Consider the following 22,041-nt stretch of genomic DNA (forward strand, 5'->3'; position numbering starts at 1 on the left):
AGGCGTTCATCATAGCGCCCCAGGAAGATGCAATAATGCAGCGATTACCCATCCATCAAATGCAGAAATGCATCAGCGGAGTGAGCATGAACTGGGACGACACGCGCTTCTTCCTGGCCCTGTGCCGCGAGCGCACCCTGCGCGGTGCCGCGCGCCAGCTGGGCGTGGACCAGGCCACCGTGGGCCGGCGCATCGCCGCCCTGGAGGAGGCCCTGGCCGCAACCTTGTTCCTGCGCAGCTCCGACGGTTACCGGCTGACCTCGCCTGGTGAGGCGGCCTACAGCGCGGCAGTGCAGATGGAGCACTCCGCCCACGACCTGCAGCGGCGCATCCAGGGCCTGGACGACCTGCCCAGCGGCCAGGTGCGCCTGGCCACCACCGACTCGCTGGCGGTGGACTTTGTCATCCCTGCCCTCGCCCGCCTGCGCCTGCAGCACCCGCAGGTGCAGGTGGACGTCAAGGCCTCGACGCAGATGCTCAACCTGGCGCGGCGCGAGGCCGACCTGGCCATCCGCACGGTCAAGCCGGACAACCCCGACCTGCTGGTGCGGCGCCTGGCGGCCTGGCCGGTGGGGTTGTTCGCCTCGGCCGACTACGTGGAGCGCCACGGCCTGCCGGAGCCGGGCAACGGTTTTGCCGGCCACGCCCAGGTGGCTTGGCAGCCCTATGTGGAAGCCGGCCGCGCCAGCACCCTGCTGGACGAGCCGGCCCATGGCGCGCAGATCAGTTGCAGCGCCAGCACCAGCCTGCTGGTGCGCCAGGCCGTGGCGGCCGGGCTGGGCCTGAGCGAACTGCCGGTGCTGGCCGGCGAGCGCGACGGGCTGGTACGGGTGTGGCCGCAGCGCGTGCGCGCGCAGCCTTATGAAGTATGGCTGGTGAGCCACGCCGACCTGCGCCACACGGCGCGGGTCAACGTGGTGGTGGAGGCGCTGGTGGCAGCCTTCAGCACACCGACAGCAGGTCCCGACGCTCCAGGTTGAGCAGGAACTGCTTGGCCGGCAAGCCGCCGGCAAAACCAGTGAGGCTGCCCGAGCTGCCGATGACCCGGTGGCACGGCGCGACGATGGAAATGGGGTTGCGGCCATTGGCAGCGCCCACAGCGCGCACGGCCTTGGGGTTGCCCAGTTGGGTGGCGATGTCCAGGTAGCTGCGGGTCTCGCCGAACGGAATGGCCAGCAGCGCGTGCCACACTTGCACCTGGAAGTCGGTGCCGGCAAAGTCCAGCGCCAGGTCGAACTGCTGGCGCTCGCCGGCGAAATATTCCTGCAACTGCGTGGCGGTGCGCACCAGCATCGGGTGGTCACCCTGCTCCTGCAACTCGCCCAGGCGCACGCGGTTGGGGCGGTCGTCTTCCCACAGAATGGCCGCCAGCTTGGGGCCACGGGCGACCAGGGTCAGCAGGCCCACGGGGGATTCGAGGAATTTGCAGGCGTAGTGCATGGCGGCGGTTCCAATCGGTCGAGCGGCCATTCTAAGCGCCCCGCCCCTGGAAAAAACCCCATTTCTTGCGCAGCCCAGCCCCCCTGTAGCAGCTGCCGCAGGCGGCGTCAGCCTTCACCGCGCCAATGCAGGCATTACCGGGTGCGGCCGGACGCCGCCTCGCGGCAGCTGCTACAGACATCGAGCTATTGGACCATTGTCGACAATAACTGTTTTTTCTTTGACTTGATCCGCGCATATGGCTATTTTCGACCCTATCAAAACACAGTGTGTCGACAATATGCCTACCACCCTCGCCACCGAAGACTCCGAAACGCTGTCCGAAAACGTCTTCCGGCGTATCCAGGCCGCCATCGTCAAGGGCGACATCGCCCCCGGCAGCAAGATCTCCGAGCCGGAGCTGGCGCGCACCTACGGCATCAGCCGCGGGCCACTGCGCGAGGCCATCCACCGCCTGGAAGGCCAGCGGCTGCTGGTGCGCATTCCCCACGTGGGTGCGCGGGTGGTGTCGCTCAGCCATGCCGAGCTGATCGAACTGTACGAAATTCGCGAATCGCTGGAAGGCATGGCCTGCCGCCTGGCCGCCGAGCGCATGACCGAGGCCGAAATCGAAGAGCTGCGCCAGGTGCTGCACACCCACGAGCGCGACGCCGCGTTTCAGGCCGGCGTGGGCTACTACCAGCAGGAAGGCGACTTCGACTTCCACTACCGCATCATCCAGGGCAGCGGCAACCGCACCCTGGTGCAGATGCTCTGTGGCGAGCTGTACCAGCTGGTGCGCATGTACCGCATTCAGTTCTCGGCCACGCCCAACCGCCCGCGCCAGGCGTTTGCCGAGCACCACCGCATTCTTGATGCCATCGCCGACCGCGATGGCGAATTGGCCGAATTGCTGATGCGCCGGCACATCGGCGCATCGCGGCGCAATATCGAGCGTCACTACGCGGACGCATCCACCCAGCCTGAGAGGTGAGTCATGAACAATAAGAACAGTCCCGGCCAACGCTTCCGCGACGCCGTGGCCAGCGAACATCCGCTGCAAGTGGTGGGCGCCATCAACGCCAACCACGCCCTGCTGGCCAAGCGCGCCGGCTTCAAGGCCATCTACCTGTCCGGTGGCGGCGTGGCAGCGGGCTCCCTGGGCCTGCCGGACCTGGGCATCAGCGGCCTGGACGACGTGCTCACCGACGTGCGCCGCATCACCGACGTCTGCGACCTGCCGCTGCTGGTGGACGTCGACACCGGCTTCGGTTCCTCGGCGTTCAACGTGGCGCGCACGGTCAAGTCGATGATCAAGTTCGGCGCCGCCGCCATCCACATCGAAGACCAGGTGGGCGCCAAGCGCTGCGGCCACCGGCCCAATAAAGAGATCGTCAGCCAGCAGGAGATGGTCGACCGCATCAAGGCGGCCGTGGACGCCCGCACCGACGACAGCTTCGTGATCATGGCGCGCACCGACGCCCTGGCCGTGGAAGGCCTGGACGCGGCCCTTGAGCGCGCCGAAGCCTGCATCGAGGCGGGCGCCGACATGATCTTCCCCGAGGCCATCACCGAACTGGCCATGTACAAGCAATTCGCCGACCGCGTCCGGGCGCCGATCCTGGCCAACATCACCGAATTCGGTGCCACGCCGCTGTACACCACCGAGCAGCTGGCGTCGGTGGACGTGTCGCTGGTGCTGTACCCACTGTCGGCGTTCCGCGCCATGAACAAGGCCGCCGAGCACGTCTACGGCGCCATTCGCCGCGACGGCACGCAGCAAAATGTCATCGACACCATGCAGACTCGCATGGAGCTGTACGACGCCATCGACTACCACGTGTTCGAGCAGAAGCTGGACGCCCTGTTCGCCCAGAAAAAAGGTTAAGAAACACCTGTGGGAGCTGGCTTGCCAGCGAGCTTTTCGGGGCCCCACAAACTCGCTGGCAAGCCAGCTCCCACATTCCAGACAATAAATTCAAGAATGGAGACAACCATGGCCGAAGCAAAAGTATTGAGTGGTGCCGGCCTGCGTGGCCAGGTGGCCGGGCAGACCGCCCTGTCCACCGTGGGCCAGGCCGGCGCCGGCCTGACCTACCGTGGCTACGACGTGCGCGAACTGGCCGAGCACGCCACCTTCGAGGAAGTGGCCTACCTGCTGCTGTACGGCGAGCTGCCCAACCACCAGGACCTGGACCACTACCAGCACAAGCTCAGCACCCTGCGCGACCTGCCCAAGGCGCTGAAGGAAGTGCTGGAACGCATCCCCGCCAACGCCCACCCCATGGACGTGATGCGCACCGGCTGCTCGTTCCTGGGCAACCTGGAACCGGAGAAAACCTTCGACCAGCAGCACGACGCCACTGACCGCCTGCTGGCCGCGTTCCCGGCGATCATGTGCTACTGGTACCGCTTCAGCCACCACGGCGTGCGCATCAACTGCACCAGCGACGAACCGGACGTGGCCGGGCACTTCCTGCACCTGCTGCACGGCAAGGCGCCCAGCGAGCTGCACCGCAAGGTCATGAACGTGTCGCTGATCCTCTACGCCGAGCATGAATTCAACGCCTCGACCTTCACCGCGCGGGTGTGTGCCTCCACCCTCTCGGACCTGCATTCCTGCGTGACCGCCGCCATCGGCAGCCTGCGCGGCCCGCTGCACGGCGGCGCCAACGAGGCGGCCATGGCCATGATCGAGAAGTTCAAGAACCCCGAGGAAGCCGTGCGCGGCACCCTGGGCATGCTGGAGCGCAAGGACAAGATCATGGGCTTCGGCCATGCCATCTACAAGGACAGCGACCCGCGCAACGAAGTGATCAAGGGCTGGTCGCAAAAGCTGGCGGCCGAGGTTGGCGACACGGTGATCTACCCGGTGTCCGAAGCCATCGACAAGACCATGTGGGAACAGAAGAAGCTGTTCCCCAACGCCGACTTCTACCACGCCTCGGCGTACCACTTCATGGGCATTCCCACCGAACTGTTCACGCCGATTTTCGTCTGTTCGCGGCTGACCGGCTGGGCGGCGCATGTGTTCGAGCAGCGTGCCAACAACCGCATCATTCGGCCCAGCGCCGAGTATGTGGGCGTGGAACAGCGCGCGTACGTGCCAATAGAGCAACGCTGAGCGCACTGACGCGGCCTGCGGCCGCTGCTACGCCTGTAGCAGTGGCCGCAGGCCGCGTCAAAGCCCTGAGACTTAACCGTGATCGAGTCCAGCACCATGAACACTCAATACCGCAAGAACCTGCCAGGCACCGCCCTAGACTATTTCGACACCCGCGCCGCCATCGACGCGATCAAGCCCGGCGCCTACGCCACCCTGCCCTACGTGTCCCGCGTGCTGGCGGAAAACCTGGTGCGCCGCTGCGAGCCGGCCAGCCTCAGCGCCTCCCTGAGCCAACTGATCAACCGCCAGCGTGACCTCGACTTCCCCTGGTTCCCGGCCCGCGTGGTGTGCCACGACATCCTCGGCCAGACCGCGCTGGTGGACCTCGCCGGCCTGCGCGACGCCATTGCCAGCCAGGGCGGCGACCCGGCGCAGGTCAACCCGGTGGTGCCCACCCAACTGATCGTCGACCACTCCCTGGCCGTGGAGCGCGCAGGCTTCGACCCGCAGGCCTTCGAGCAGAACCGCGCCATCGAGGACCGCCGCAACGAAGACCGCTTCCACTTCATCGACTGGACCAAGAAGGCCTTCAAGAACGTCGACGTGATCCCGCCCGGCAACGGCATCATGCACCAGATCAACCTGGAGAAAATGTCGCCGGTGATCCAGGTGCGTGACGGCGTGGCCTTCCCCGACACCTGCGTGGGCACCGACAGCCACACCCCCCACGTCGACGCGCTGGGCGTGATCGCCATCGGCGTCGGCGGCCTGGAAGCCGAGAGCGTGATGCTCGGGCGCGCCTCGTGGATGCGCCTGCCGGACATCATCGGCGTCGAACTCACCGGCCAACTGCAACCGGGCATCACCGCCACCGACATGGTGCTGGCCCTGACCCAGTTCCTGCGCCAGCAGAAAGTGGTGGGCGCCTGGCTGGAATTCCACGGTGAAGGCGCGGCGAAGCTGACCCTGGGCGACCGCGCCACCATCTCCAACATGGCCCCAGAATACGGCGCCACCGCGGCGATGTTCTACATCGACCAGCAGACCATCGACTACCTGAAACTCACCGGCCGCGAAGACCAGCAGGTGCAGCTGGTTGAAGATTACGCCAAGCTGACCGGCCTATGGGCCGACAGCCTGGCCACTGCCGAATACGAGCGTACCTTGAGCTTCGACCTGAGCACCGTGGTGCGCAACATGGCCGGCCCCAGCAACCCCCACGCGCGCCTGGCCACCAGCGACCTGGCCGCCAAAGGCATCGCCGCCCCCTGGACCGAGACGCCGGGGCAGATGCCCGACGGCGCGGTGATCATCGCCGCCATCACCAGCTGCACCAACACCAGCAACCCGCGCAACGTGATCGCCGCAGGCCTGCTGGCGCGCAACGCCAACCGCCTGGGCCTGACCCGCAAGCCGTGGGTGAAGACCTCGCTGGCGCCCGGCTCGAAAACCGTCAAGCTGTACCTGGAAGAAGGCGGCCTGCTGCCGGAACTGGAACAGCTGGGCTTCGGCGTGGTGGCGTTCGCCTGCACCACCTGCAACGGCATGTCCGGCGCCCTGGACCCGGCCATCCAGCAGGAGATCATCGACCGCGACCTGTACGCCACCGCCGTGCTCTCGGGCAACCGCAATTTCGACGGGCGCATCCACCCCTACGCCAAGCAGGCGTTCCTGGCCTCGCCGCCGCTGGTGGTGGCCTACGCCATCGCCGGTACCATCCGCTTCGACATCGAGAAAGACGTGCTGGGCCACGGCCCTGACGGCGCGGAAATCCGCCTCAAGGACATCTGGCCCAGCGACGCCGAAATAGACGCCCTGGTCAAATCCTCGGTCAAACCCGAGCAGTTCCGCCAGGTGTACATCCCTATGTTCGCCATCCACGAGGACACCGGGCCCAAGGTCAGCCCGCTGTACGACTGGCGCCCCATGAGCACCTACATTCGTCGCCCGCCCTACTGGGAAGGCGCCCTGGCCGGGGCCCGGCCGCTCAAGGGCATGCGCCCGCTGGCGGTGCTGCCGGACAACATCACCACCGACCACCTGTCGCCGTCCAACGCCATCATGCTCGACAGCGCCGCCGGCGAGTACCTGGCGAAAATGGGCTTGCCCGAGGAAGACTTCAACAGCTACGCCACCCACCGCGGCGACCACCTGACCGCCCAGCGCGCCACCTTCGCCAACCCCAAACTGTTCAATGAAATGGTCAAGGAAAACGGCCAGGTCAAGCAGGGCTCCCTGGCCCGCGTGGAACCCGAGGGCCAGGTGATGCGCATGTGGGAAGCCATCGAGACCTACATGAACCGCAAGCAGCCGCTGATCATCATCGCCGGCGCCGACTACGGCCAGGGCTCGTCACGCGACTGGGCCGCCAAAGGCGTGCGCCTGGCGGGCGTGGAAGCGATTGCCGCCGAAGGCTTCGAGCGCATCCACCGCACCAACCTGGTGGGCATGGGCGTGCTGCCGCTGGAGTTCCTGCCGGGCACCAACCGCCACACCCTGGCCATCGACGGCAGCGAGACCTATGACGTGGTCGGCGCACGCACCCCACGCGCCACCTTGACCCTGGTGATCCACCGCGCCAACGGCGAACGCCTGGAGGTGCCGGTAACGTGCCGCCTGGACACCGCCGAAGAAGTGTCCATCTACGAAGCCGGGGGCGTGCTGCAACGCTTCGCCCAGGACTTCCTCGAACAAGCCCCTGCGGCCTGAGGAGCGATGCCATGAGCTACCCCGCACAAATCCGCATTCCCGCCACCTACATGCGTGGCGGCACCAGCAAGGGCGTGTTCTTCAAGCTTGATGACCTGCCCGCAGATGCCCGCCAACCGGGCCCGGCCCGCGACGCGCTGCTGCTGCGCGTGATCGGCAGCCCCGACCCCTACGGCAAGCAGATCGACGGCATGGGCGGCGCCACCTCCAGCACCAGCAAGACGGTGATCCTCAGCCAGAGCACGCGGCCTGGGCACGATGTGGACTACCTGTTCGGCCAGGTGGCCATAGACGCGGCGTTCATTGACTGGACCGGCAACTGCGGCAACCTCTCGGCCGCCGTCGGCTCGTTCGCCATCAGCAACGGCCTGGTCGCCGCCGAGCGCATCCCGCGCAACGGCGTGGCCACCGTGCGCATCTGGCAGGCCAACATCGCCAAGACCATCATCGCCCACGTGCCCATCACCGACGGCGCGGTGCAGGAAACCGGCGACTTCGAGCTGGACGGCGTGACCTTCCCCGCCGCCGAGGTGCAGCTGGAGTTCATGGACCCGGCCGCCGAGGAAGAAGGCGGCGCAGGCGCCATGTTCCCCACCGGCCAGCTGGTGGACGACCTGGAGGTGCCCGGCATCGGCACCTTCAAGGCAACGCTGATCAACGCCGGCATCCCCACCATCTTCCTCAACGCCACCGACATCGGCTACACCGGCACCGAACTGCAGGACGCCATCAACGGTGACACCAAGGCCTTGGCACGCTTCGAGACCATCCGCGCCCACGGCGCCCTGCGCATGGGCCTGATTTCGCACCTGGACGAGGCCGCCACGCGCCAGCACACGCCCAAGGTGGCCTTCGTCGCCGGGCCCGCCGCCTACACCGCCTCCAGCGGCAAGGCGGTAGGTGCAGGTGACGTCGACCTGCTGGTGCGCGCGCTGTCCATGGGCAAGCTGCACCATGCCATGATGGGCACCGCGGCCGTGGCCATCGGCACCGCTGCGGCCATCCCCGGCACCCTGGTGAACCTCGCCGCCGGCGGTGGCGCGCGCCAGAGCGTGCGCTTCGGCCACCCCTCCGGCACCTTGCGGGTGGGCGCCCAGGCCGAGCGGGTCAATGGCGAATGGAAGGTACTCAAGGCCATCATGAGCCGCAGCGCGCGGGTGCTGATGGAGGGCTGGGTGCGCGTGCCGCGCTGATTTCCAAACGCGGCCGTTGCTACGCACACCCGTAGCAGCTGCCGCAGGCTGCGTCCCCCCCCACCCCTACAACCAAAGAGGCCCCCTGTCGCCCCCCTGAACAACCCGCAAAAATCCCCCCATATCGGATTTCCTCGATATAATTGACCGTTGCGTGCCTGCCAGCACGCCACCCCGCGGCCACGTCCGTGTTCCAGGATAACGTTCAATGCGCCTACCTTTACTGTCTCTCTTCGCCGTTGTGTGCGTGGCCGGCTGCGCCACCCCCAACTCCCCCAACAAGACCTTCACCAGCCTCAAGTCGCCACAGGAAGTGGGTGAATGCATCGCCCCCAAATGGCAGGCGCTGCGCCCCGACACCGAATCCTCGGGCAACAGCCGCCACTACCGCCTGGTGGTGAGCAGCAAGCTGGCCGCCGACGAGATCCTGGAGATCTACAAGACCTCCAACGGCAGCGAAGTCTCCTGGTACCAGCGCGAGCCCCTGACCCTGGGCCGTGGCGCGCTGAACAAAGCCGTGCGCGATTGCCTGTAAGCGACGTCGCAAACACACCCCCACCCTGCATATTGGGCAAGGCCTTGACCCGCGTTCAAGGCCGCCGCCGCGCCCGGCCTTGACCTGCCCCGCACTTGCCAGCGTGCACCAGGGCACTGCACGCAATGGTGCAAAATGGCGCGCCCACCCGCTTGACGGCCAGCCCCTTGCAGCCTGCGCTGCCCTGGTCGGGGCACCCTGCCCGCACATTTGCGTGCCCGCCGCGTGGCCCTTGAGCAAAGCGCATGGCCTGAACCAATAAACCATTCCCGCCCCGGCCCGCCTTCATCGACCCTGCAGTTCCCCGGTCTTCCCAAGGAGCTGTCGATGAACAAAGGTTATGCTACCGCCGCGTCCCTGGCCGTCTTTGCCCAAGGCCTGGCCTTGGCGCCACAGGCCCAGGCAGACGGTTTTCCCGGTATCGCCATGATCGCCCCCGGCTTTGGCTACTACGCCATCGACAGCGGGTTCGACAGCAAGCTCAAGGCCTACGGCACCCTGGACGCCTTCGCCAGCTACCACGATTCCGGCCACTCCACCGGCACCCAGCTGGGCGGCGGTGGCGCCTGGACCAACAAGCTGGGGGTGTACGCGCGCACCCCGGTGGCCACCGACACCGTGCTGGAAATGGACGTGGAGGAAGGCTTCAACGTCAACGGCAACACCGTGGGCCAGGACTGGAGCAGCATCGGCACCCTGCGCCTGGCCGTGGCGGCGCTGCGCAGCAAGGCCTACGGCAAGCTGGAAATCGGCAAGACCTACGGCATGGGCACGCCCACCTACGCCGACCCGTTCCTGGCCAGCTACGGCTCGCCCTACACCTACCTGGCGGTGCCCGCCGCCGGCAAGGGCGCCTACTACCTGGACCTGCGGCCCAAGCACACCGTGGCCTATACCACCCCCACCTTCCATGGCTGGAGCATCGGCACCGCCGCCAGCCTGGGCCTGGACGACCACGCCAGCGCGGGGCGCACCCTGCGTGGTGGCGGCGCCAAGCTGCAGTACACCGACAAGCGCCTGATCCTGCTGGCCTCGTTCAACCGCTACCTCAGCGACCCCTGGGAAGACAACGGCAGCCTCCGCCAGACCGCCAACTACTACAAGAGCCTGTCGGCGTTCTACGACTTCGGACCCTTCTCCAGCAGCCTCACCTGGCAGCGCCAGGACGTGGATGAAAGCGGCACGCCGAGCACCACGGTGCTCACCGCAGGGTTCATCAAGCCCCTGGGCAAGCGCGACCTGGGCCGCCTGCTGCTGGTCAAGCGCACGGTGGAGTTCGGCGCCAAGGATGCCTATGGCGCGATGATCGGCTGGGACCACTTCTTCACCCCGCGTTTCGCCAGCTACGTGCACGTGGGCATGATCAGCAACCAGCGCAACGCCTCGGTGACCTACGAGGGGACGCCGGTGGAGCAGGCAGGGGACGACCCGCAGAACCTGACCGTGGGGGTGTATTACCACTTCTGATGCGGTGGTGTGGCGGGACGCGGCCTGGCGGCCACTGCTACGGGGCGTGCGACGTTCGTCTAACCACGGAACCTGCACAAAACCGTCAGGTCATTTATCATCCTAGGCCACCGCCGGCGTTCAGGGAGTAGGACGGATGAGGATTGAGCCCTTCAAGATTGCCATCGAGCAGACGGCACTTGATGATTTGCACCAGCGCCTGGGGGCCACCCGCTGGGCTGCCGGCGTGGAAGGCAATGGCTGGAGCGAAGGTACCGACAGCGCCACCCTGCACCGCCTGGTAGAGTACTGGCGCGACGGTTTCGACTGGCGCGCCCAGGAGGCGCGGCTCAACCGCCTGCCGCAGTTCATGGCGCACATGCCTGGGCAACGCATTCATTTCCTGCACCAGCGCGGCCAGGGCCCGGCGCCGTTGCCGCTGGTGCTGACCCACGGCTGGCCCGGCTCGTTCGTGGAAATGGAAGCCATCCTGCCGCTGCTGGCCGACCCCGCCAGCCATGGCGGCGACGCCGCCGACGCCTTCCACGTGGTGGTGCCCTCACTGCCCGGCTACGGCTTCTCGCCCGCGCCCAGCGCCAAGGGCACCGGCCCGTTCGAGATCGCCGGCCTGTGGGCACAACTGATGACCGCCCTGGGCTACGACACCTTTGGCGCCCAGGGCGGCGACTGGGGCGCCAGCGTCTCCACCTGGCTGGCCTACCGCTACCCGGTGCGGGTCAAGGGCCTGCACCTGAACTTCATCCCCGGCTCCTACCGCCCGCCCCTGGGCCCAGACCAGCCGCCCGCCAGCGACGAGGAACGGCGCTTTCTCGACCAGGCCAGCGCCTGGGCGCAGATGCACGGCGCCTATGGGCAAATCCAGGGCACCCGCCCGCAAAGCCTGGCGGTGGGCCTCAACGACTCGCCCGCAGGCCTTGCGGCGTGGATACTGGAAAAATTCCAGGCCTGGAGCGACTGCCAGGGCGACGTGGAACGGGCCTTCGGCCTGGACGCGCTGCTGACCAACATCGCCCTGTACTGGTTTACCGGCGGCATCGGCGCCACCTTCCGCCTGTACCTGGAAAGCCGGCGCAAACCGCTGCAGTTCAGCCCCGGCCAGCGCGTGCTGCCACCCCTGGGCGTGGCGCAGTTCCCGGCGGAACTGCCCATGCCGCCGCGCAGCTGGGTGCAGCGCTGCTACAACGTGCAACGTTGGACGCACCTGCACCGCGGCGGGCATTTCGCCGCCATGGAGTGCCCTTATGCGCTGGCCGAGGACATCCGCGCGTTCTTCCGGCCGCTGCGCTGACCCCCTAGGGCACCAGCAGGGCCTCGTCAATCTCCACGCTAGGCACCTCGCACTGGTGCCGGCGGTCCTGCAGCCAGGCCCGCATCTTGTGCACGTCGAATATCTGGCCCTGCTCCATCAGGGTCAGCACCAGCTCATGTGACATGCGATAGCGCCCGCATTCGGGGCAATGACGTTCTTCCCACGCGCCTTCGCACTGCAGATCTTCTGCGCTTCCCGCGCATATCAAGCAGCTCATGGGCAGCCTCCTTATTGTTGTTTTTCTACACTTTACCGGGCAATGCCTGCAATTTATGTGACAGGCGCCGACCGGCAAGTTCTTTTCCCTGGCAGGCGCACCGTAAATCAATGGAATATTTGTTGTCCAGCCGTCGGAACCTGCGGCGGGCGAACGAATCAATGTCACATTGGGTTGGCATTGTTAATGCTTGCGTCAAGGACATGACATTTTTGTGACAGCGTAGATGCCTGTTCCAGCGCATCGCGTTGCAGTATCGCGGAAACCTGCACCATGAAAGAGCGCGCTACCTTGATTTGCCGCCGTGAAGACCGGATTCTTTACGTGCGCAAGGCCAAATCCCGCTGGAACCTGCCCGGCGGCAAGATTGAAAAAGACGAGAGCCCCGCCGCGGCGGCCGTGCGCGAGTTGCGCGAGGAAACCGGCTTGCAGGTGGTGGACCTGGTGTTCCTGGGCGCTTACGAAAGCGACGACACCCTGCATCACCTGTTCGAGGCGCGTATCGCCGACAGCGCCGTAGCCACGCCGCAGAACGAAATCGCCGAATGCCGCTGGCAGAACCGCCAGCAGCTGGGCGAACTGCGCCTGACCGCCAACGCCCAGGCCATCGTCAAGACGTTGCGCGCCGCTTAAGGCTTGCGGAAAAACAACGACACCTGGCCCAGCTCGATACCCAGCTTGCTCATGGTGGAGCGGTTGGCCAGGGTGTGCGCGTCCAGCAGGTACATCCAGTCATCGAAATGCACCTGCCAGGTCTTGCCGTCCACCACCAGGTTGAGGTCGTACTGCCAGTGCAGGGTGTTGCCCGAGACCTCCCCCGTGGCCTCGCCGATCACATCGCCAGCGGTGCCGCGCCAGCGCCCGAGGCCGTCGGGGCGCAGGGTCCATTCACGCACCTGCCGGGTGCCGTCGCTGTAGGTGAACGCCTCATGCAGTATCAGCGCGTCGCCCTGCAGGCGGCCGTCGACCACCACGTGCATGCGCTTGGCCACCTCGCCGGAGCGCTTCTGGAAAATGCCCCAGGCCTCGGTGCGGCCAGCGAAAAAACTCGCAAGGTCCAGCGTCGGCTGCTGGTCGCGGTAGGTGTGTACGTCCACGCCGCTGCAACTGGCCAGTGCCAGGCAGCACAGCAACATCAGGGTTTTCATGGCGGCGGCGCTCGGCGAGATTTCCCTTGAGCGTAGCTGGCGGGCCATTAGAATCCATGCTTTCGCCCACTCCAAGGACCGGCCATGGCCCAGATCATCACCTACGACGACAACCTGCACCGCGACGCCGTGATAGCCCTGTGGCGCGACGTGTTCGCCTACCCCACGGCCCACAACCGCCCTGAGCTTGCGCTGGAACGCAAGCTGGCGGTGGATGACCTGCTGTTCGTGGCGGTGCAGGATGGCCGGGTGGTGGGCACCACCATGGCCGGCTACGACGGCCACCGCGGCTGGCTGTACTCAGTGGCGGTACACCCGGCCTGGCAGCAGCACGGCATCGGCGCCGCCCTGGTGCGCCACGCCGAAACCGCCCTGGTCGCGTTGGGCTGCTTGAAGATCAACCTGCAAATCACGGCCGGCAATGACGTGGTGGCCGGCTTCTACGAGCGTTTGGGCTATGTGGTGGAGCCGCGCATCAGCATGGGCAAGGTGCTGCCACTCGAAACGGGGCTGGTACCTGCGGATGAAAACGCATAGACTTCATTTGACTGATTAATTTCATCAAATGAAGGATCTACCATGCTGTCGCGTAGCAAGGGTAGCCCGCGCGAGCAGGTTACCGAGCAATTCTGGGCCTTCAGCAATGCTCGCGCCTCGCTGCTGGACGCCCAGCGCCTGGTACAGATCAAAGAGGGCTTTGCCGCCGAGTTTTCCCAGGCTATCCGCGTGACCTTCGACCTTGCGGAACGCCAGCTGGAAATACTGATGAACGCCTCGATATCGACCCTGGAGCGCCGCCGCCGCGAGCACAAGCCCCTGGACCCAGTGGCCTCTGAACGGCTGGACCGCATTGCCGCAGTCTCGCAGCTGGCCCAGGAAGTGTTTGAAGCCCGGGCAGCCGCCGCACAATGGATGGCCACCCCCAACAAGGCCCTCGGCAATGAAGCCCCGGTGATGCTGTGCGAAACCGAAATCGGTGCCCGCCAGGTGCTGCGCGTGCTGCACGCCCTTGAGTGGGGGGGCGTGGCCTGATGCGCGGCTGGCGCATCGCCAAGGCCCGTCGTGCAACTGATCTGTCCGGCCAGGGTGCTGCCATCGCTGGCGGCCGCTGGAACGACCAGGACCTGCCCGCGGTGTACATGGGCCTGACACCTGGCATTTGTTGCCTGGAAACCTTCGTGCACGCCAACGGCGAGCCGGGCATGGCCATGAAGATTACCTGCTTCGAACTGCCGGATGACCCCGCCCTCTACCTCGAGCCTGGCGGCCATGAGCTGCCCGCTGGCTGGAATGCCCTGCCCGCCGACCGGCCGAGCATGGCGTTCGGCAGCGCCTGGCTGCGCGAGGGCAAGTACCTGGGGCTGATCGTGCCCTCGGCCGTGCTGGCACTGGAACGCAATGTGCTGCTCAACCCCAGGCACCCCGCCATCAGCCAGGTGCAGGTCGTCCAGGTCTATGACTTCATGTACGACCCACGGATGTTCGAGCGCTAGCCCCGTAGCAGCGGCCCTAGGCCGCGTCCGCCGACAACGCGGCGCGCCATCAGGTCTTCGAGGCCCCCTCGATGGCCTCGGCCAAATCCTGGTACTCCTCGCACGTAGTGCTGCAAATGGACTTGATGGTCGCCAACTGCTCCTTGGCCAGGTCCAGCCGCCCCTTGATCACGTAGGCCTCGCCCAGGTACTCACGCACCTGGGCATAACGCGGGTCGAGCTTCACCGACTGCAGGTAGTAACCAATACCCTCGTCGGTGCGCCCCAGCTTGCGCGTGGCATAGCCGCGGTAGTTGAGCGCCTTGGCGGTGTTGGGCTGCTTGAGCGTGTCGAGCAAGGCGATGGCTTCGTCGTAGCGCCCGTCCTTGGCCAGGCGGTAGGCGTAGTCGGTGCGGTCTGCGTCGCTGGCGGCGCTACTCTGTTGCATCACGCAGCTTTTGCTTTTGCTGTCCCAGACCTTGCCCTTGGGGCAATTGGGCTTGGGCGGCGAGTCGTCGCCGCCACTGGCCCACAGCGGGGCGCTGGCCAGGGCGGCGCTGAGCAGGGCAATGGGCAACAGGCAGGTGCGCAGGTTCATGGCGTGACTCCTGAGAGGAACACGGGAAGGGAATTGCAGTATAGGCGGAACGCCGGCTGGCACAGCCGGTCTCGATACTTGCACCTATGCTGTCTGACTCATCCAACGGGAGACCCGCCATGCATATCGATTTGAACGGCAAGACCGCGCTTGTCACCGGCTCCACCCAAGGCATCGGCTTCGCCATTGCCAAGGGCCTGGCCCAGGCCGGCGCCCACGTGATTATCAACGGCCGCAAGGCCGACGTAGTGGACGCTGCAGTGGCCAAGCTGCAGCAGGCCGTCAGCGGCGCCAAGGTGCAGGGCCTCGCTGGCGACCTGGCCACGGCCGAAGGCTGCAGGCAGGCGGTGGCCAGCGTGCCCCAGGTCGACATCCTGGTGAACAACCTGGGCGTGTTTGCGCTGCAGGACTTCTTCGACACCCCCGACGAGGAATGGGAACGCTTCTTCCAGGTCAACGTGATGTCCGGCGTGCGCCTGTCGCGGGCCTACGCGCCGAAGATGGCCGAGCGCGGCTGGGGCCGGATCATCTTCATCTCGTCCGAATCGGGGCTGAACATCCCGGCGGACATGATCCACTACGGCTTCACCAAGACCTCCAACCTGTCGATCTCCCGGGGGCTGGCCAAGCGCATGGCCGGCACCGGGGTGACGGTGAACGCCATCCTGCCCGGCCCTACCCTGTCCGAAGGCCTGCAGGAAATGCTCAAGGATGACCAGGCGGCCAGCGGCGCCTCGCTGGAAGAAACGGCAGCAGCGTTCGTGATGAAAAACCGCCCCACCTCGATCATCCAGCGCGCAGCGAGCATGGAAGAAGTCGCGAACATGGCGGTGTACATCGCCTCGCCCCAGGCATCGGCCACCACGGGGGCTGCGTTGCGCGTGGATGGCGGGGTGGTGGATACCATTGCTTGATGACGCAGGAATGCCCGTAGCAGCGGCCGTAAGGCCGCGTCCGGGCCGCACCATCTGATCCGGTTTTTTCTCGCGTTTCTGAATCTGGTGTCCTTCGCCCCCTGCAGCGCATAGTTCAGCCATCAGAACAGCGATGCAGGAGTCGAGACAATGGAAGAGTTCGGAGTCAAGGAGCTGGTCAGGTTTTCACTTTACGTGGTAGTGGCCTGCGGGGTGTTCTTCGCCGTCGCCATGTCCTTCTGACGCCTGCGGCCGCGGGCGCGCCAGGGCGGTCACCACCGCCCCCACCGCCATCAGCACGCAGGTCACCACGAACACCACGCGCATGCCCACGTGGCCACCCAGGTAGCCACCGGCCAACGGCCCCAACACCTGCCCCACGTACTGGCTGGAGGTGGAATAGCCGAGCATGCGCCCCGCAATGCCTTCGGGCACCGAGTGGCGGATGATGGCGGCAATGCACGGCAACAAGCCGCCCAACGCCAGGCCCATCAACAAGCGCAACACCACCAACTGCCACGGCTCGGTGACCAGGGCCTGGGGAATCAGCAGCACTGCGGCCGCCACCAGGCAGCCGATCACTACCTTCCAGTGCCCTACCCGGTCCGCCAGCTTGCCCAGGCGCGACGCCGAGAGAATGCTGCCCAGCGCCGCCGCCGACATCACCACCCCGGCCACCAGCGTCACGTTGGCCGCGCCCAATTGCATCAGGTACACGGTGATGATCGGTTCGATGGACATGTTCGAGAACATCACCAGGCACGCCACCACGAACATCGCCCACACCGGCTTCATGTTCACCCCGGCCGTGGCCTTCGGCGCGCCCTTGGCCACCGGCGCCCGCTTGGGCCGTGGCGCTTCCTTGAGCAGGAAGGCGGTGCCCAGGAAGGTCACGAAAATCACCGCACCGGCGAGGAAGAAGGTGTTGCGGATGCCCACCAGCGGCGGCAACAATCCACCAATCAACGGCCCCGCCAGGCTGCCAGCCATGATGCCCGACGACAGGATGCCCAACGCCCAGCCCGAGCGCGCCTTGGGGGTTTGCGTGGCCACCAGGATGGTCGCGCCCGAGGCGTAGCCGCCCAACAACCCCGCCAACAACCGCAGCAGCACCAACTGCCAGATATTCTCCGCCAGGCCGATCAGCGACATGGCAATGGCCATGCCCAGGCTGGCGCGAATCAGCATCAGCTTGCGCCCGTAGCGGTCGCCCAGGCGGCCCCACAACGGCGCGGTGAGCGCTGCCGAGAGGAAGGTGGCGCCGAAGGCAATGCCCGACCATTGCACCACGGCGGCCGGGTCGCTGACGCCCAGGCGCTCTACGTAGATGGGCAGGAACGGCAACAGCAGGGTCATGGCAACAATGGTGGTGAAGGCGCCGAAGACGCACACGGCAAGGTTACGTTGCCAGTGCTGTTCGTGGGTGGGGGTGTCCATGGTGGTATCTCCTTTCAGGTGCAGATAAAAATAACCCCAGCCAACCCATAAATAAAATTCATGTTTTTTATGCGGCCGATTCCACTGAGGAATACCTGTGCGCCCGCACCATCTCATGTTGGATCACCTGCTCCAGCTGGATGAAGCTGAACAGGTACAACACGCTGGAATGCGCCGCCCGATGGCGAATGGAAATGCCCAGGCTGTAGCGCGGCAACCCCGCCACCTTGATGGCCTCGAACACATGCACCAGGTAGTCCTGCCACAAGAAATTGGCGCCGCTGCTGATGGCCAGTCGCTTGTTGGCCGAATACACCAGGCTGCGCCGTGATTCGCGCGAGGCCCTGATCAGCCCGTCGTCGATGTGCACGCCGCTCACTTCCAGCTCGGTGCCGCCCTGCACCACGTAGGGTTTGTAGACCTTGTCGGCAGGGTCCAGCTGACGAAAATGCACGCGCACCTCTTCCATGCCCACCTCCACGGCCTGGCCAAACAGGTGGGTGGCCAGGTGCCCGGCGATCGCCAGCAGGTAGGTGTCGAAGCCGCCCCGGCCACCGGCCAGGAAACGGGCGGTCTCCGCGAGCAAGGCATGGTGGAAGCGGCACACCTTGAACACCTGCCGGGGCAACAGTTCGAAGAAATCGGGGTAGATCAGCTGCTTGTGCTGCAACGGCAACGGCATGGCCAGGCGCCCCTTGGCCACGCCGTCGCGGGCCTGCAGCAGCACTTGCGCCTCTTCAAGCTCGACGGCCAGCAACCGCTGTTGCACGTCCAGCTGCGCCTGGCGCTGGTCGAGCAGCGCACGCTCGGCCGCCAGCGCCTCGATATTGAGTTCACGCTTGAGCAGCGTCTCCAATTCGTGACGCTTGGCGTCGTGGTAGGCATCCAGCGCCTTGTTGTTGCCAAACACCACGTCGATCAGGGTGATGCGGTACCGAGAGTCTTGCTTGAGCAGTAGTTGGGTCAACAGCGCGATGGTGGCGAAGAAACCCACCACGTAGGCACCGCCAAGGGTGAACACCAGCTCGCCCGATTCGTGCCCATAGCCCATGAAACCCTGCAAGGCCGAGTCCGTCTCCAGGGCCACCGCGCCCAGGCTGGCGGAGCCGGCGATCACCTTGCCGGTCTTGGTGCCGAAGGTGAAGGCGGCCCAGCCGCCCATGGCGCCAGTGAACAGGCCCACGAGAATGAAAGTGATGATGTCCATGTTGAAGATGTTCCGGGTAGCGGTCGTTGGCCGCCATTGAACGCCGGAACACCGGTGCGCGTTACTGGTAGAAAGCGCAATGCCTCAACGAGGCAACTCGGGCTTGGGTTCACCGCCCGGGCACTGTGGGCCGGGTTGGCGGTCAAACACTGCATCGTTGCAGGGCCGCCGTTGCACCCGGGTATGCCGCATCAGGCGCGTTTGGCTCATCATGCCTTGCAGCAGCACAGGCTCGTTGGGAGCGTCTATGGTCATCGCGCACTTTCCTTGTAGGACTGGTCCTACATTGAACCGGTTAAATGAAACCTTGACTACTGGTAGTTCTGACAGGTGACAATGCTTGAAAAAAAGTGTATGGCGAACCGCGTTTTGCCCAACTCCTTACTGCCTCCACACCGTGTAGCCGCTGCCGCAGGCCGCGGCTACAGTCCATGTACCACTCATTCAAAGGATTGCCATGGCCCTGCCCAGCCTGCCCCGCACCCACCCGCGCCTGTCGTCCTCCGCCGCCCTGGGCATTGCCGCCGGCCTGCTGGCCCCCGCCGACCCGGTGATGCGGGTGATCATCGGCTGGAACTGCGGCGTGTGGTGCTACCTGCTACTGATGACCTGGCTGGCCACCCACGCCGACGCACAGAAAGTCCAGCAAACCGCCCAGCAGGAGGACGAAAACGCCGGGCTGGTGCTGGTGACCGTGTGCATCGCCGCGATTGCAAGCCTGGCGGCCATCGGCTTTCTGCTGGCCGGTGGCAAGCAACTGACCACCGGCGTGCGCGGGCTGCATTACGCACTGACGGCGCTGACTGTGATCGGCTCGTGGCTGATGACCGGCATCATCTTCGCGCTGCACTATGCGCGGCTGTTCTACCTCACCAAGGCCCAGGAGGCCCCCCTGCGCTTTGCCGATGGCGAGACCGACCCCGACTATTGGGACTTTCTGTACTTCTCCTTCACCATCAGCGTGGCCGTGCAGACCTCCGACGTCGGGGTAGCCACCCGCGCGTTGCGACGGGTGGTGCTGGGGCATTCGTTGATCGGGTTTCTGTTCAACACGGCGATACTGGGGTTTTCCATCAATATCGCCGCAGGGCTGCTCAACTGAAACCCGCGCCGCTCAAGGTTGCGGCGCACACGCCCCGTCGGTAATGGGGTCACAGTCCAGGCACCAATCCTCCTCTTCGGTAGGGTAGCCGTCCCAACTGCAAGGGCAATTGGCCCCTGGCCGTATCAGGTCAATGCGGCAATAGGATTGCTTATGCTCGTTGTGCACGGCGGGCAGGCCCGGTGAGTACAGTGTGTAGAAAGCGTAGCCGGAGCCCGGGGTGCGCTGGCCCTCGCCCTGCCCCCGGTAGCTGGTAGGCAGGATGCAACGACGAAAATCTGCTGGCGCAATCGTAAAGGAAACTTCCTGTTTTTCCGTTGCTGCGGTGATAATGCGCTCCTCCTGATACAGGGTTCCAGGCAGGAACGAGCTGTCGACCAGGTTTGAGGTGGAATAGCCCTTCCATTCCAGCACAATCCGACTGTTAGCGACGAAACGGTCACTGGCCGGAATCTTGATGACCAAGCCGCGCCATGGGTGGGCCGCGCAATTGTAATTGGCGATGATCGGATTCCACGTCTCCTCGGGGCCCGCAGTGAACTTGGGAGCATTGGGGTCCGGGTAGAACGGCACCGGCAAGGCACGGTCCTCCACGGCAACCTCCACGCGGCACAAGGTGTCCTGGCACTGCTGGCCGTTGATGCCGTTGAAGGTGGTGTAACGCACCGGCACCCCCAGGCCGCCGCCACCCGCCAGCACGTCGGCCCAAAGCACCGCGAAGACGACCAGCTTGCCCGCCACGTCGCCGTCTTGCACGGTGTAGGTCGCCACCGGTGCGTCGCCTACCAGTCCGCCCCAGAACAGGTCAAGCTTCTCGCCGGGCTGCGGGTTTGCGTACAGCAGCACTTCCACGCGCACCGGCTGGTTGGCGTCGGCAAGGGTGATGACGTTGTCGCCAGTGACGCCTTTCACCGTCACCACGGGCAAGGCCGGGTTGATCGGATTGATGCTCGGGTTGGGCGGGCCGGCGACGGTCATGTCCACGGTGACCGTCAAGGGTCGCGAAAGCCAGGCGTTGCTGCCGCGCTCAAGGGTGTAGGTAACGATCACGTCGTGCCGCACTTTGTAGTTGTCCCCTACGGTCAGCACTTCCCACGCCACCGCCAGGTCCAGCGGGAACACCGGCACTGCCGGCACCGGGTAGCGGATGTCGACGGCGCCCCAGTGGATGATCAGCACATCGCCGGGCTCCCAGACAAAGTTGTTGACCCGCACGTTTACCCCCCTATAGGCGTCGGCGCGGTTGATGACGCCATCGGCAAAGGCTGGCACTTCAGGAACTGGCAACACGGGAGCCGCAGGCAACCTGACGTCGATCACGACGGGGTGCGATGAGTTACTGGTATTCCCGGCACGGTCCTTGAGCTCGTACCACAGCCCCTTGAAGCCGTTGCCACGCCCCTGGATAAGCACCTCGGGCAACACCACGGGTATTTCCGCAGTAGTATCGCCCTGGGCATTTTCAGCCTCTTGCCGGGTAACAATGCGGGTAAAAATAGGCCTGTCGTCCCCCGGCTCTGTCGGCGATGAGTCCCAATACAGCAAGACCTGGTCGCCCTCGCGGGTACCGGTGTAATGGGGAATGCTCACCGTCAATTCATTGTTGTGGCTGTCCATCCAGGCCTGGGTCAGCCCGCCATCCAGGACGTCATTAGGCACCTGAACATCGCCCGGCCTCAGGTTGAACGAAGGGGGCAGCAAGTCGATCATCACTGTTGTCTTGAATGAGTTGTCGCCATAGCCGACTCCGTCAATGCGGTAGTACAGTTCATGGACGCCACTCACCATCAGGTACTGGGTAGGAACCTCCAGGAACAGCTGGTCCGGGTCAAAGGTAGCCGCTTCGTAGAGCTTGGTGTCCACCAGATTTCCAACCCAATATAACCTCGCCGTCGAGGAAAAACCGGGGGGGTGGGCAGGTGATGCACTCCAATCGTCAAACTCCACCCGCAACGGCCTGTCAAGCAGCTCGATGGGTATGAGGTTAACCTCGCCCGGCAGGTCGGGCAGTGCATCCGGAATGCGCGGGGCGGGAAAGATGTCGTCTTTATTGGGAACAGGATCGCGGGTCATGGCGCACCTCGGGGAACAATGCAGCACGGCAGAAGGCCGTGCAATCAAAGCCCGATTGGACCGCGCCGGGAGAAAACGCGCTACTGTCAGAACTAACAGGTGGCAGGTGGCAACAGGGATGCCAGGGGCGGCGTT

Annotated in this window: 22 protein-coding genes; 15 read left to right on the forward strand and 7 right to left on the reverse strand. The window is 65.3% G+C overall.

Features of this window, described 5'->3' with window-relative positions; all coding sequences use genetic code 11:
• Positions 1-86: 86 nt before the first annotated feature.
• Positions 87-980 carry a LysR family transcriptional regulator gene (locus tag AC0J42_RS16625; RefSeq protein WP_473002519.1) on the forward strand — a complete coding sequence of 298 codons (894 nt, stop codon included), beginning with the start codon at positions 87-89 and terminating at the stop codon, positions 978-980.
• Here AC0J42_RS16625 and AC0J42_RS16630 read toward each other — a convergent pair.
• Complete coding sequence (locus tag AC0J42_RS16630; RefSeq protein WP_473002520.1) at positions 943-1,440, reverse strand: methylated-DNA--[protein]-cysteine S-methyltransferase; 498 nt, start codon at positions 1,438-1,440, stop codon at positions 943-945. The two genes, AC0J42_RS16625 and AC0J42_RS16630, sit on opposite strands and share 38 nt — an antisense overlap.
• 280 nt (positions 1,441-1,720) lie before the next feature.
• On the opposite strand from AC0J42_RS16630, the gene AC0J42_RS16635 reads away from it, so the two are divergent.
• The 8 genes from AC0J42_RS16635 (at position 1,721) to AC0J42_RS16670 (ending at position 11,717) form a co-directional block, all read left to right on the forward strand.
• Positions 1,721-2,413 (forward strand): GntR family transcriptional regulator, encoded by a 693-nt coding sequence (locus AC0J42_RS16635; RefSeq protein WP_416424665.1) that lies wholly within the window; start codon positions 1,721-1,723, stop codon positions 2,411-2,413.
• Positions 2,414-2,416: 3 nt separating this feature from the next.
• Positions 2,417-3,307 carry a methylisocitrate lyase gene (gene prpB, locus AC0J42_RS16640; protein ID WP_473002522.1) on the forward strand — a complete coding sequence of 297 codons (891 nt, stop codon included), beginning with the start codon at positions 2,417-2,419 and terminating at the stop codon, positions 3,305-3,307.
• Between the two features lie 108 nt (positions 3,308-3,415).
• Positions 3,416-4,543 (forward strand): bifunctional 2-methylcitrate synthase/citrate synthase, encoded by a 1,128-nt coding sequence (gene prpC / locus AC0J42_RS16645; protein WP_473002523.1) that lies wholly within the window; start codon positions 3,416-3,418, stop codon positions 4,541-4,543.
• Between the two features lie 96 nt (positions 4,544-4,639).
• Positions 4,640-7,234, forward strand: a complete 2,595-nt coding sequence (gene acnD / locus AC0J42_RS16650; RefSeq protein ID WP_473002524.1) for a Fe/S-dependent 2-methylisocitrate dehydratase AcnD — start codon at positions 4,640-4,642, stop codon at positions 7,232-7,234.
• A gap of 11 nt (positions 7,235-7,245) precedes the next feature.
• Positions 7,246-8,427 carry a 2-methylaconitate cis-trans isomerase PrpF gene (gene prpF / locus AC0J42_RS16655; protein ID WP_473002525.1) on the forward strand — a complete coding sequence of 394 codons (1,182 nt, stop codon included), beginning with the start codon at positions 7,246-7,248 and terminating at the stop codon, positions 8,425-8,427.
• 208 nt (positions 8,428-8,635) lie between these two features.
• A complete protein-coding gene (locus AC0J42_RS16660) occupies positions 8,636-8,962 on the forward strand; it encodes a hypothetical protein (protein ID WP_416424670.1) in 327 nt (108 codons plus the stop codon).
• 327 nt (positions 8,963-9,289) lie between these two features.
• Positions 9,290-10,429, forward strand: a complete 1,140-nt coding sequence (locus AC0J42_RS16665; RefSeq protein ID WP_473002527.1) for a porin — start codon at positions 9,290-9,292, stop codon at positions 10,427-10,429.
• Between the two features lie 136 nt (positions 10,430-10,565).
• Positions 10,566-11,717, forward strand: a complete 1,152-nt coding sequence (locus AC0J42_RS16670) for an epoxide hydrolase family protein (protein WP_473002528.1) — start codon at positions 10,566-10,568, stop codon at positions 11,715-11,717.
• A 4-nt stretch (positions 11,718-11,721) separates the two neighbouring features.
• On the opposite strand, the gene AC0J42_RS16675 is transcribed toward AC0J42_RS16670, so the two are convergent.
• Complete coding sequence (locus AC0J42_RS16675) at positions 11,722-11,862, reverse strand: hypothetical protein (RefSeq protein ID WP_473002529.1); 141 nt, start codon at positions 11,860-11,862, stop codon at positions 11,722-11,724.
• Positions 11,863-12,228: 366 nt separating this feature from the next.
• Between AC0J42_RS16675 and AC0J42_RS16680 the strand changes: the two genes are divergently transcribed.
• Complete coding sequence (locus AC0J42_RS16680) at positions 12,229-12,588, forward strand: NUDIX hydrolase (protein WP_473002530.1); 360 nt, start codon at positions 12,229-12,231, stop codon at positions 12,586-12,588.
• Here the strand turns inward: AC0J42_RS16680 and AC0J42_RS16685 are convergent.
• The gene (locus AC0J42_RS16685; protein ID WP_473002531.1) at positions 12,585-13,103 is read right to left on the reverse strand and encodes a DUF3833 domain-containing protein; all 519 of its coding nucleotides are present in this window, start codon (positions 13,101-13,103) and stop codon (positions 12,585-12,587) included. The two genes, AC0J42_RS16680 and AC0J42_RS16685, sit on opposite strands and share 4 nt — an antisense overlap.
• Before the next feature lie 84 nt (positions 13,104-13,187).
• Here AC0J42_RS16685 and AC0J42_RS16690 point away from each other — a divergent pair, with 84 nt between their 5' ends.
• From AC0J42_RS16690 to AC0J42_RS16700, 3 genes are read left to right on the forward strand one after another with little or no spacing between them, the layout of a single operon-like run.
• Positions 13,188-13,640, forward strand: coding sequence for a GNAT family acetyltransferase (locus AC0J42_RS16690; protein ID WP_473002533.1), 453 nt, complete (start codon positions 13,188-13,190; stop codon positions 13,638-13,640).
• Positions 13,641-13,682: 42 nt separating this feature from the next.
• Positions 13,683-14,135, forward strand: a complete 453-nt coding sequence (parS, locus tag AC0J42_RS16695; protein ID WP_416424677.1) for a type II RES/Xre toxin-antitoxin system antitoxin — start codon at positions 13,683-13,685, stop codon at positions 14,133-14,135.
• On the forward strand, positions 14,135-14,596 hold the full coding sequence (locus AC0J42_RS16700; RefSeq protein ID WP_473002534.1) for an RES family NAD+ phosphorylase: 462 nt from the start codon (positions 14,135-14,137) through the stop codon (positions 14,594-14,596). Before parS ends, AC0J42_RS16700 begins: the two co-directional genes overlap by 1 nt.
• 49 nt (positions 14,597-14,645) lie before the next feature.
• Here AC0J42_RS16700 and AC0J42_RS16705 read toward each other — a convergent pair whose 3' ends face one another.
• Positions 14,646-15,173, reverse strand: coding sequence for a tetratricopeptide repeat protein (locus AC0J42_RS16705; protein ID WP_473002535.1), 528 nt, complete (start codon positions 15,171-15,173; stop codon positions 14,646-14,648).
• Positions 15,174-15,292: 119 nt separating this feature from the next.
• On the opposite strand from AC0J42_RS16705, the gene AC0J42_RS16710 reads away from it, so the two are divergent.
• Positions 15,293-16,087 (forward strand): SDR family NAD(P)-dependent oxidoreductase, encoded by a 795-nt coding sequence (locus tag AC0J42_RS16710; protein WP_473002536.1) that lies wholly within the window; start codon positions 15,293-15,295, stop codon positions 16,085-16,087.
• A 186-nt stretch (positions 16,088-16,273) separates the two neighbouring features.
• On the opposite strand, the gene AC0J42_RS16715 is transcribed toward AC0J42_RS16710, so the two are convergent.
• A complete protein-coding gene (locus AC0J42_RS16715; RefSeq protein WP_473002538.1) occupies positions 16,274-17,524 on the reverse strand; it encodes an MFS transporter in 1,251 nt (416 codons plus the stop codon).
• A 67-nt stretch (positions 17,525-17,591) separates the two neighbouring features.
• Positions 17,592-18,731, reverse strand: a complete 1,140-nt coding sequence (locus AC0J42_RS16720; RefSeq protein WP_473002540.1) for a hypothetical protein — start codon at positions 18,729-18,731, stop codon at positions 17,592-17,594.
• Between the two features lie 463 nt (positions 18,732-19,194).
• Here AC0J42_RS16720 and AC0J42_RS16725 point away from each other — a divergent pair, with 463 nt between their 5' ends.
• Positions 19,195-19,833: a DUF1345 domain-containing protein gene (locus tag AC0J42_RS16725; RefSeq protein ID WP_473006872.1), complete on the forward strand. Its 639-nt coding sequence runs from the start codon at positions 19,195-19,197 to the stop codon at positions 19,831-19,833.
• 12 nt (positions 19,834-19,845) lie between these two features.
• Here the strand turns inward: AC0J42_RS16725 and AC0J42_RS16730 are convergent, their stop codons facing one another.
• Complete coding sequence (locus AC0J42_RS16730; RefSeq protein ID WP_473002541.1) at positions 19,846-21,906, reverse strand: hypothetical protein; 2,061 nt, start codon at positions 21,904-21,906, stop codon at positions 19,846-19,848.
• Positions 21,907-22,041: the final 135 nt, after the last annotated feature.

It is taken from the genome of Pseudomonas sp. Tav-5-1A (genome assembly GCF_055755055.1).

Excerpts from the sequence above, each read along its gene's own strand:
- AC0J42_RS16625 (WP_473002519.1), top strand. The coding sequence starts at position 87 with ATGAACTGGGACGACACGCGCTTCTTCCTGGCCCTGTGCCGCGAGCGC.
- AC0J42_RS16630 (WP_473002520.1), bottom strand. The coding sequence starts at position 1,440 with ATGCACTACGCCTGCAAATTCCTCGAATCCCCCGTGGGCCTGCTGACC.
- AC0J42_RS16635 (WP_416424665.1), top strand. The coding sequence starts at position 1,721 with ATGCCTACCACCCTCGCCACCGAAGACTCCGAAACGCTGTCCGAAAAC.
- prpB (WP_473002522.1), top strand. The coding sequence starts at position 2,417 with ATGAACAATAAGAACAGTCCCGGCCAACGCTTCCGCGACGCCGTGGCC.
- prpC (WP_473002523.1), top strand. The coding sequence starts at position 3,416 with ATGGCCGAAGCAAAAGTATTGAGTGGTGCCGGCCTGCGTGGCCAGGTG.
- acnD (WP_473002524.1), top strand. The coding sequence starts at position 4,640 with ATGAACACTCAATACCGCAAGAACCTGCCAGGCACCGCCCTAGACTAT.
- prpF (WP_473002525.1), top strand. The coding sequence starts at position 7,246 with ATGAGCTACCCCGCACAAATCCGCATTCCCGCCACCTACATGCGTGGC.
- AC0J42_RS16660 (WP_416424670.1), top strand. The coding sequence starts at position 8,636 with ATGCGCCTACCTTTACTGTCTCTCTTCGCCGTTGTGTGCGTGGCCGGC.
- AC0J42_RS16665 (WP_473002527.1), top strand. The coding sequence starts at position 9,290 with ATGAACAAAGGTTATGCTACCGCCGCGTCCCTGGCCGTCTTTGCCCAA.
- AC0J42_RS16670 (WP_473002528.1), top strand. The coding sequence starts at position 10,566 with ATGAGGATTGAGCCCTTCAAGATTGCCATCGAGCAGACGGCACTTGAT.
- AC0J42_RS16675 (WP_473002529.1), bottom strand. The coding sequence starts at position 11,862 with ATGTCACATGAGCTGGTGCTGACCCTGATGGAGCAGGGCCAGATATTC.
- AC0J42_RS16680 (WP_473002530.1), top strand. The coding sequence starts at position 12,229 with ATGAAAGAGCGCGCTACCTTGATTTGCCGCCGTGAAGACCGGATTCTT.
- AC0J42_RS16685 (WP_473002531.1), bottom strand. The coding sequence starts at position 13,103 with ATGAAAACCCTGATGTTGCTGTGCTGCCTGGCACTGGCCAGTTGCAGC.
- AC0J42_RS16690 (WP_473002533.1), top strand. The coding sequence starts at position 13,188 with ATGGCCCAGATCATCACCTACGACGACAACCTGCACCGCGACGCCGTG.
- parS (WP_416424677.1), top strand. The coding sequence starts at position 13,683 with ATGCTGTCGCGTAGCAAGGGTAGCCCGCGCGAGCAGGTTACCGAGCAA.
- AC0J42_RS16700 (WP_473002534.1), top strand. The coding sequence starts at position 14,135 with ATGCGCGGCTGGCGCATCGCCAAGGCCCGTCGTGCAACTGATCTGTCC.
- AC0J42_RS16705 (WP_473002535.1), bottom strand. The coding sequence starts at position 15,173 with ATGAACCTGCGCACCTGCCTGTTGCCCATTGCCCTGCTCAGCGCCGCC.
- AC0J42_RS16710 (WP_473002536.1), top strand. The coding sequence starts at position 15,293 with ATGCATATCGATTTGAACGGCAAGACCGCGCTTGTCACCGGCTCCACC.
- AC0J42_RS16715 (WP_473002538.1), bottom strand. The coding sequence starts at position 17,524 with ATGGACACCCCCACCCACGAACAGCACTGGCAACGTAACCTTGCCGTG.
- AC0J42_RS16720 (WP_473002540.1), bottom strand. The coding sequence starts at position 18,731 with ATGGACATCATCACTTTCATTCTCGTGGGCCTGTTCACTGGCGCCATG.
- AC0J42_RS16730 (WP_473002541.1), bottom strand. The coding sequence starts at position 21,906 with ATGACCCGCGATCCTGTTCCCAATAAAGACGACATCTTTCCCGCCCCG.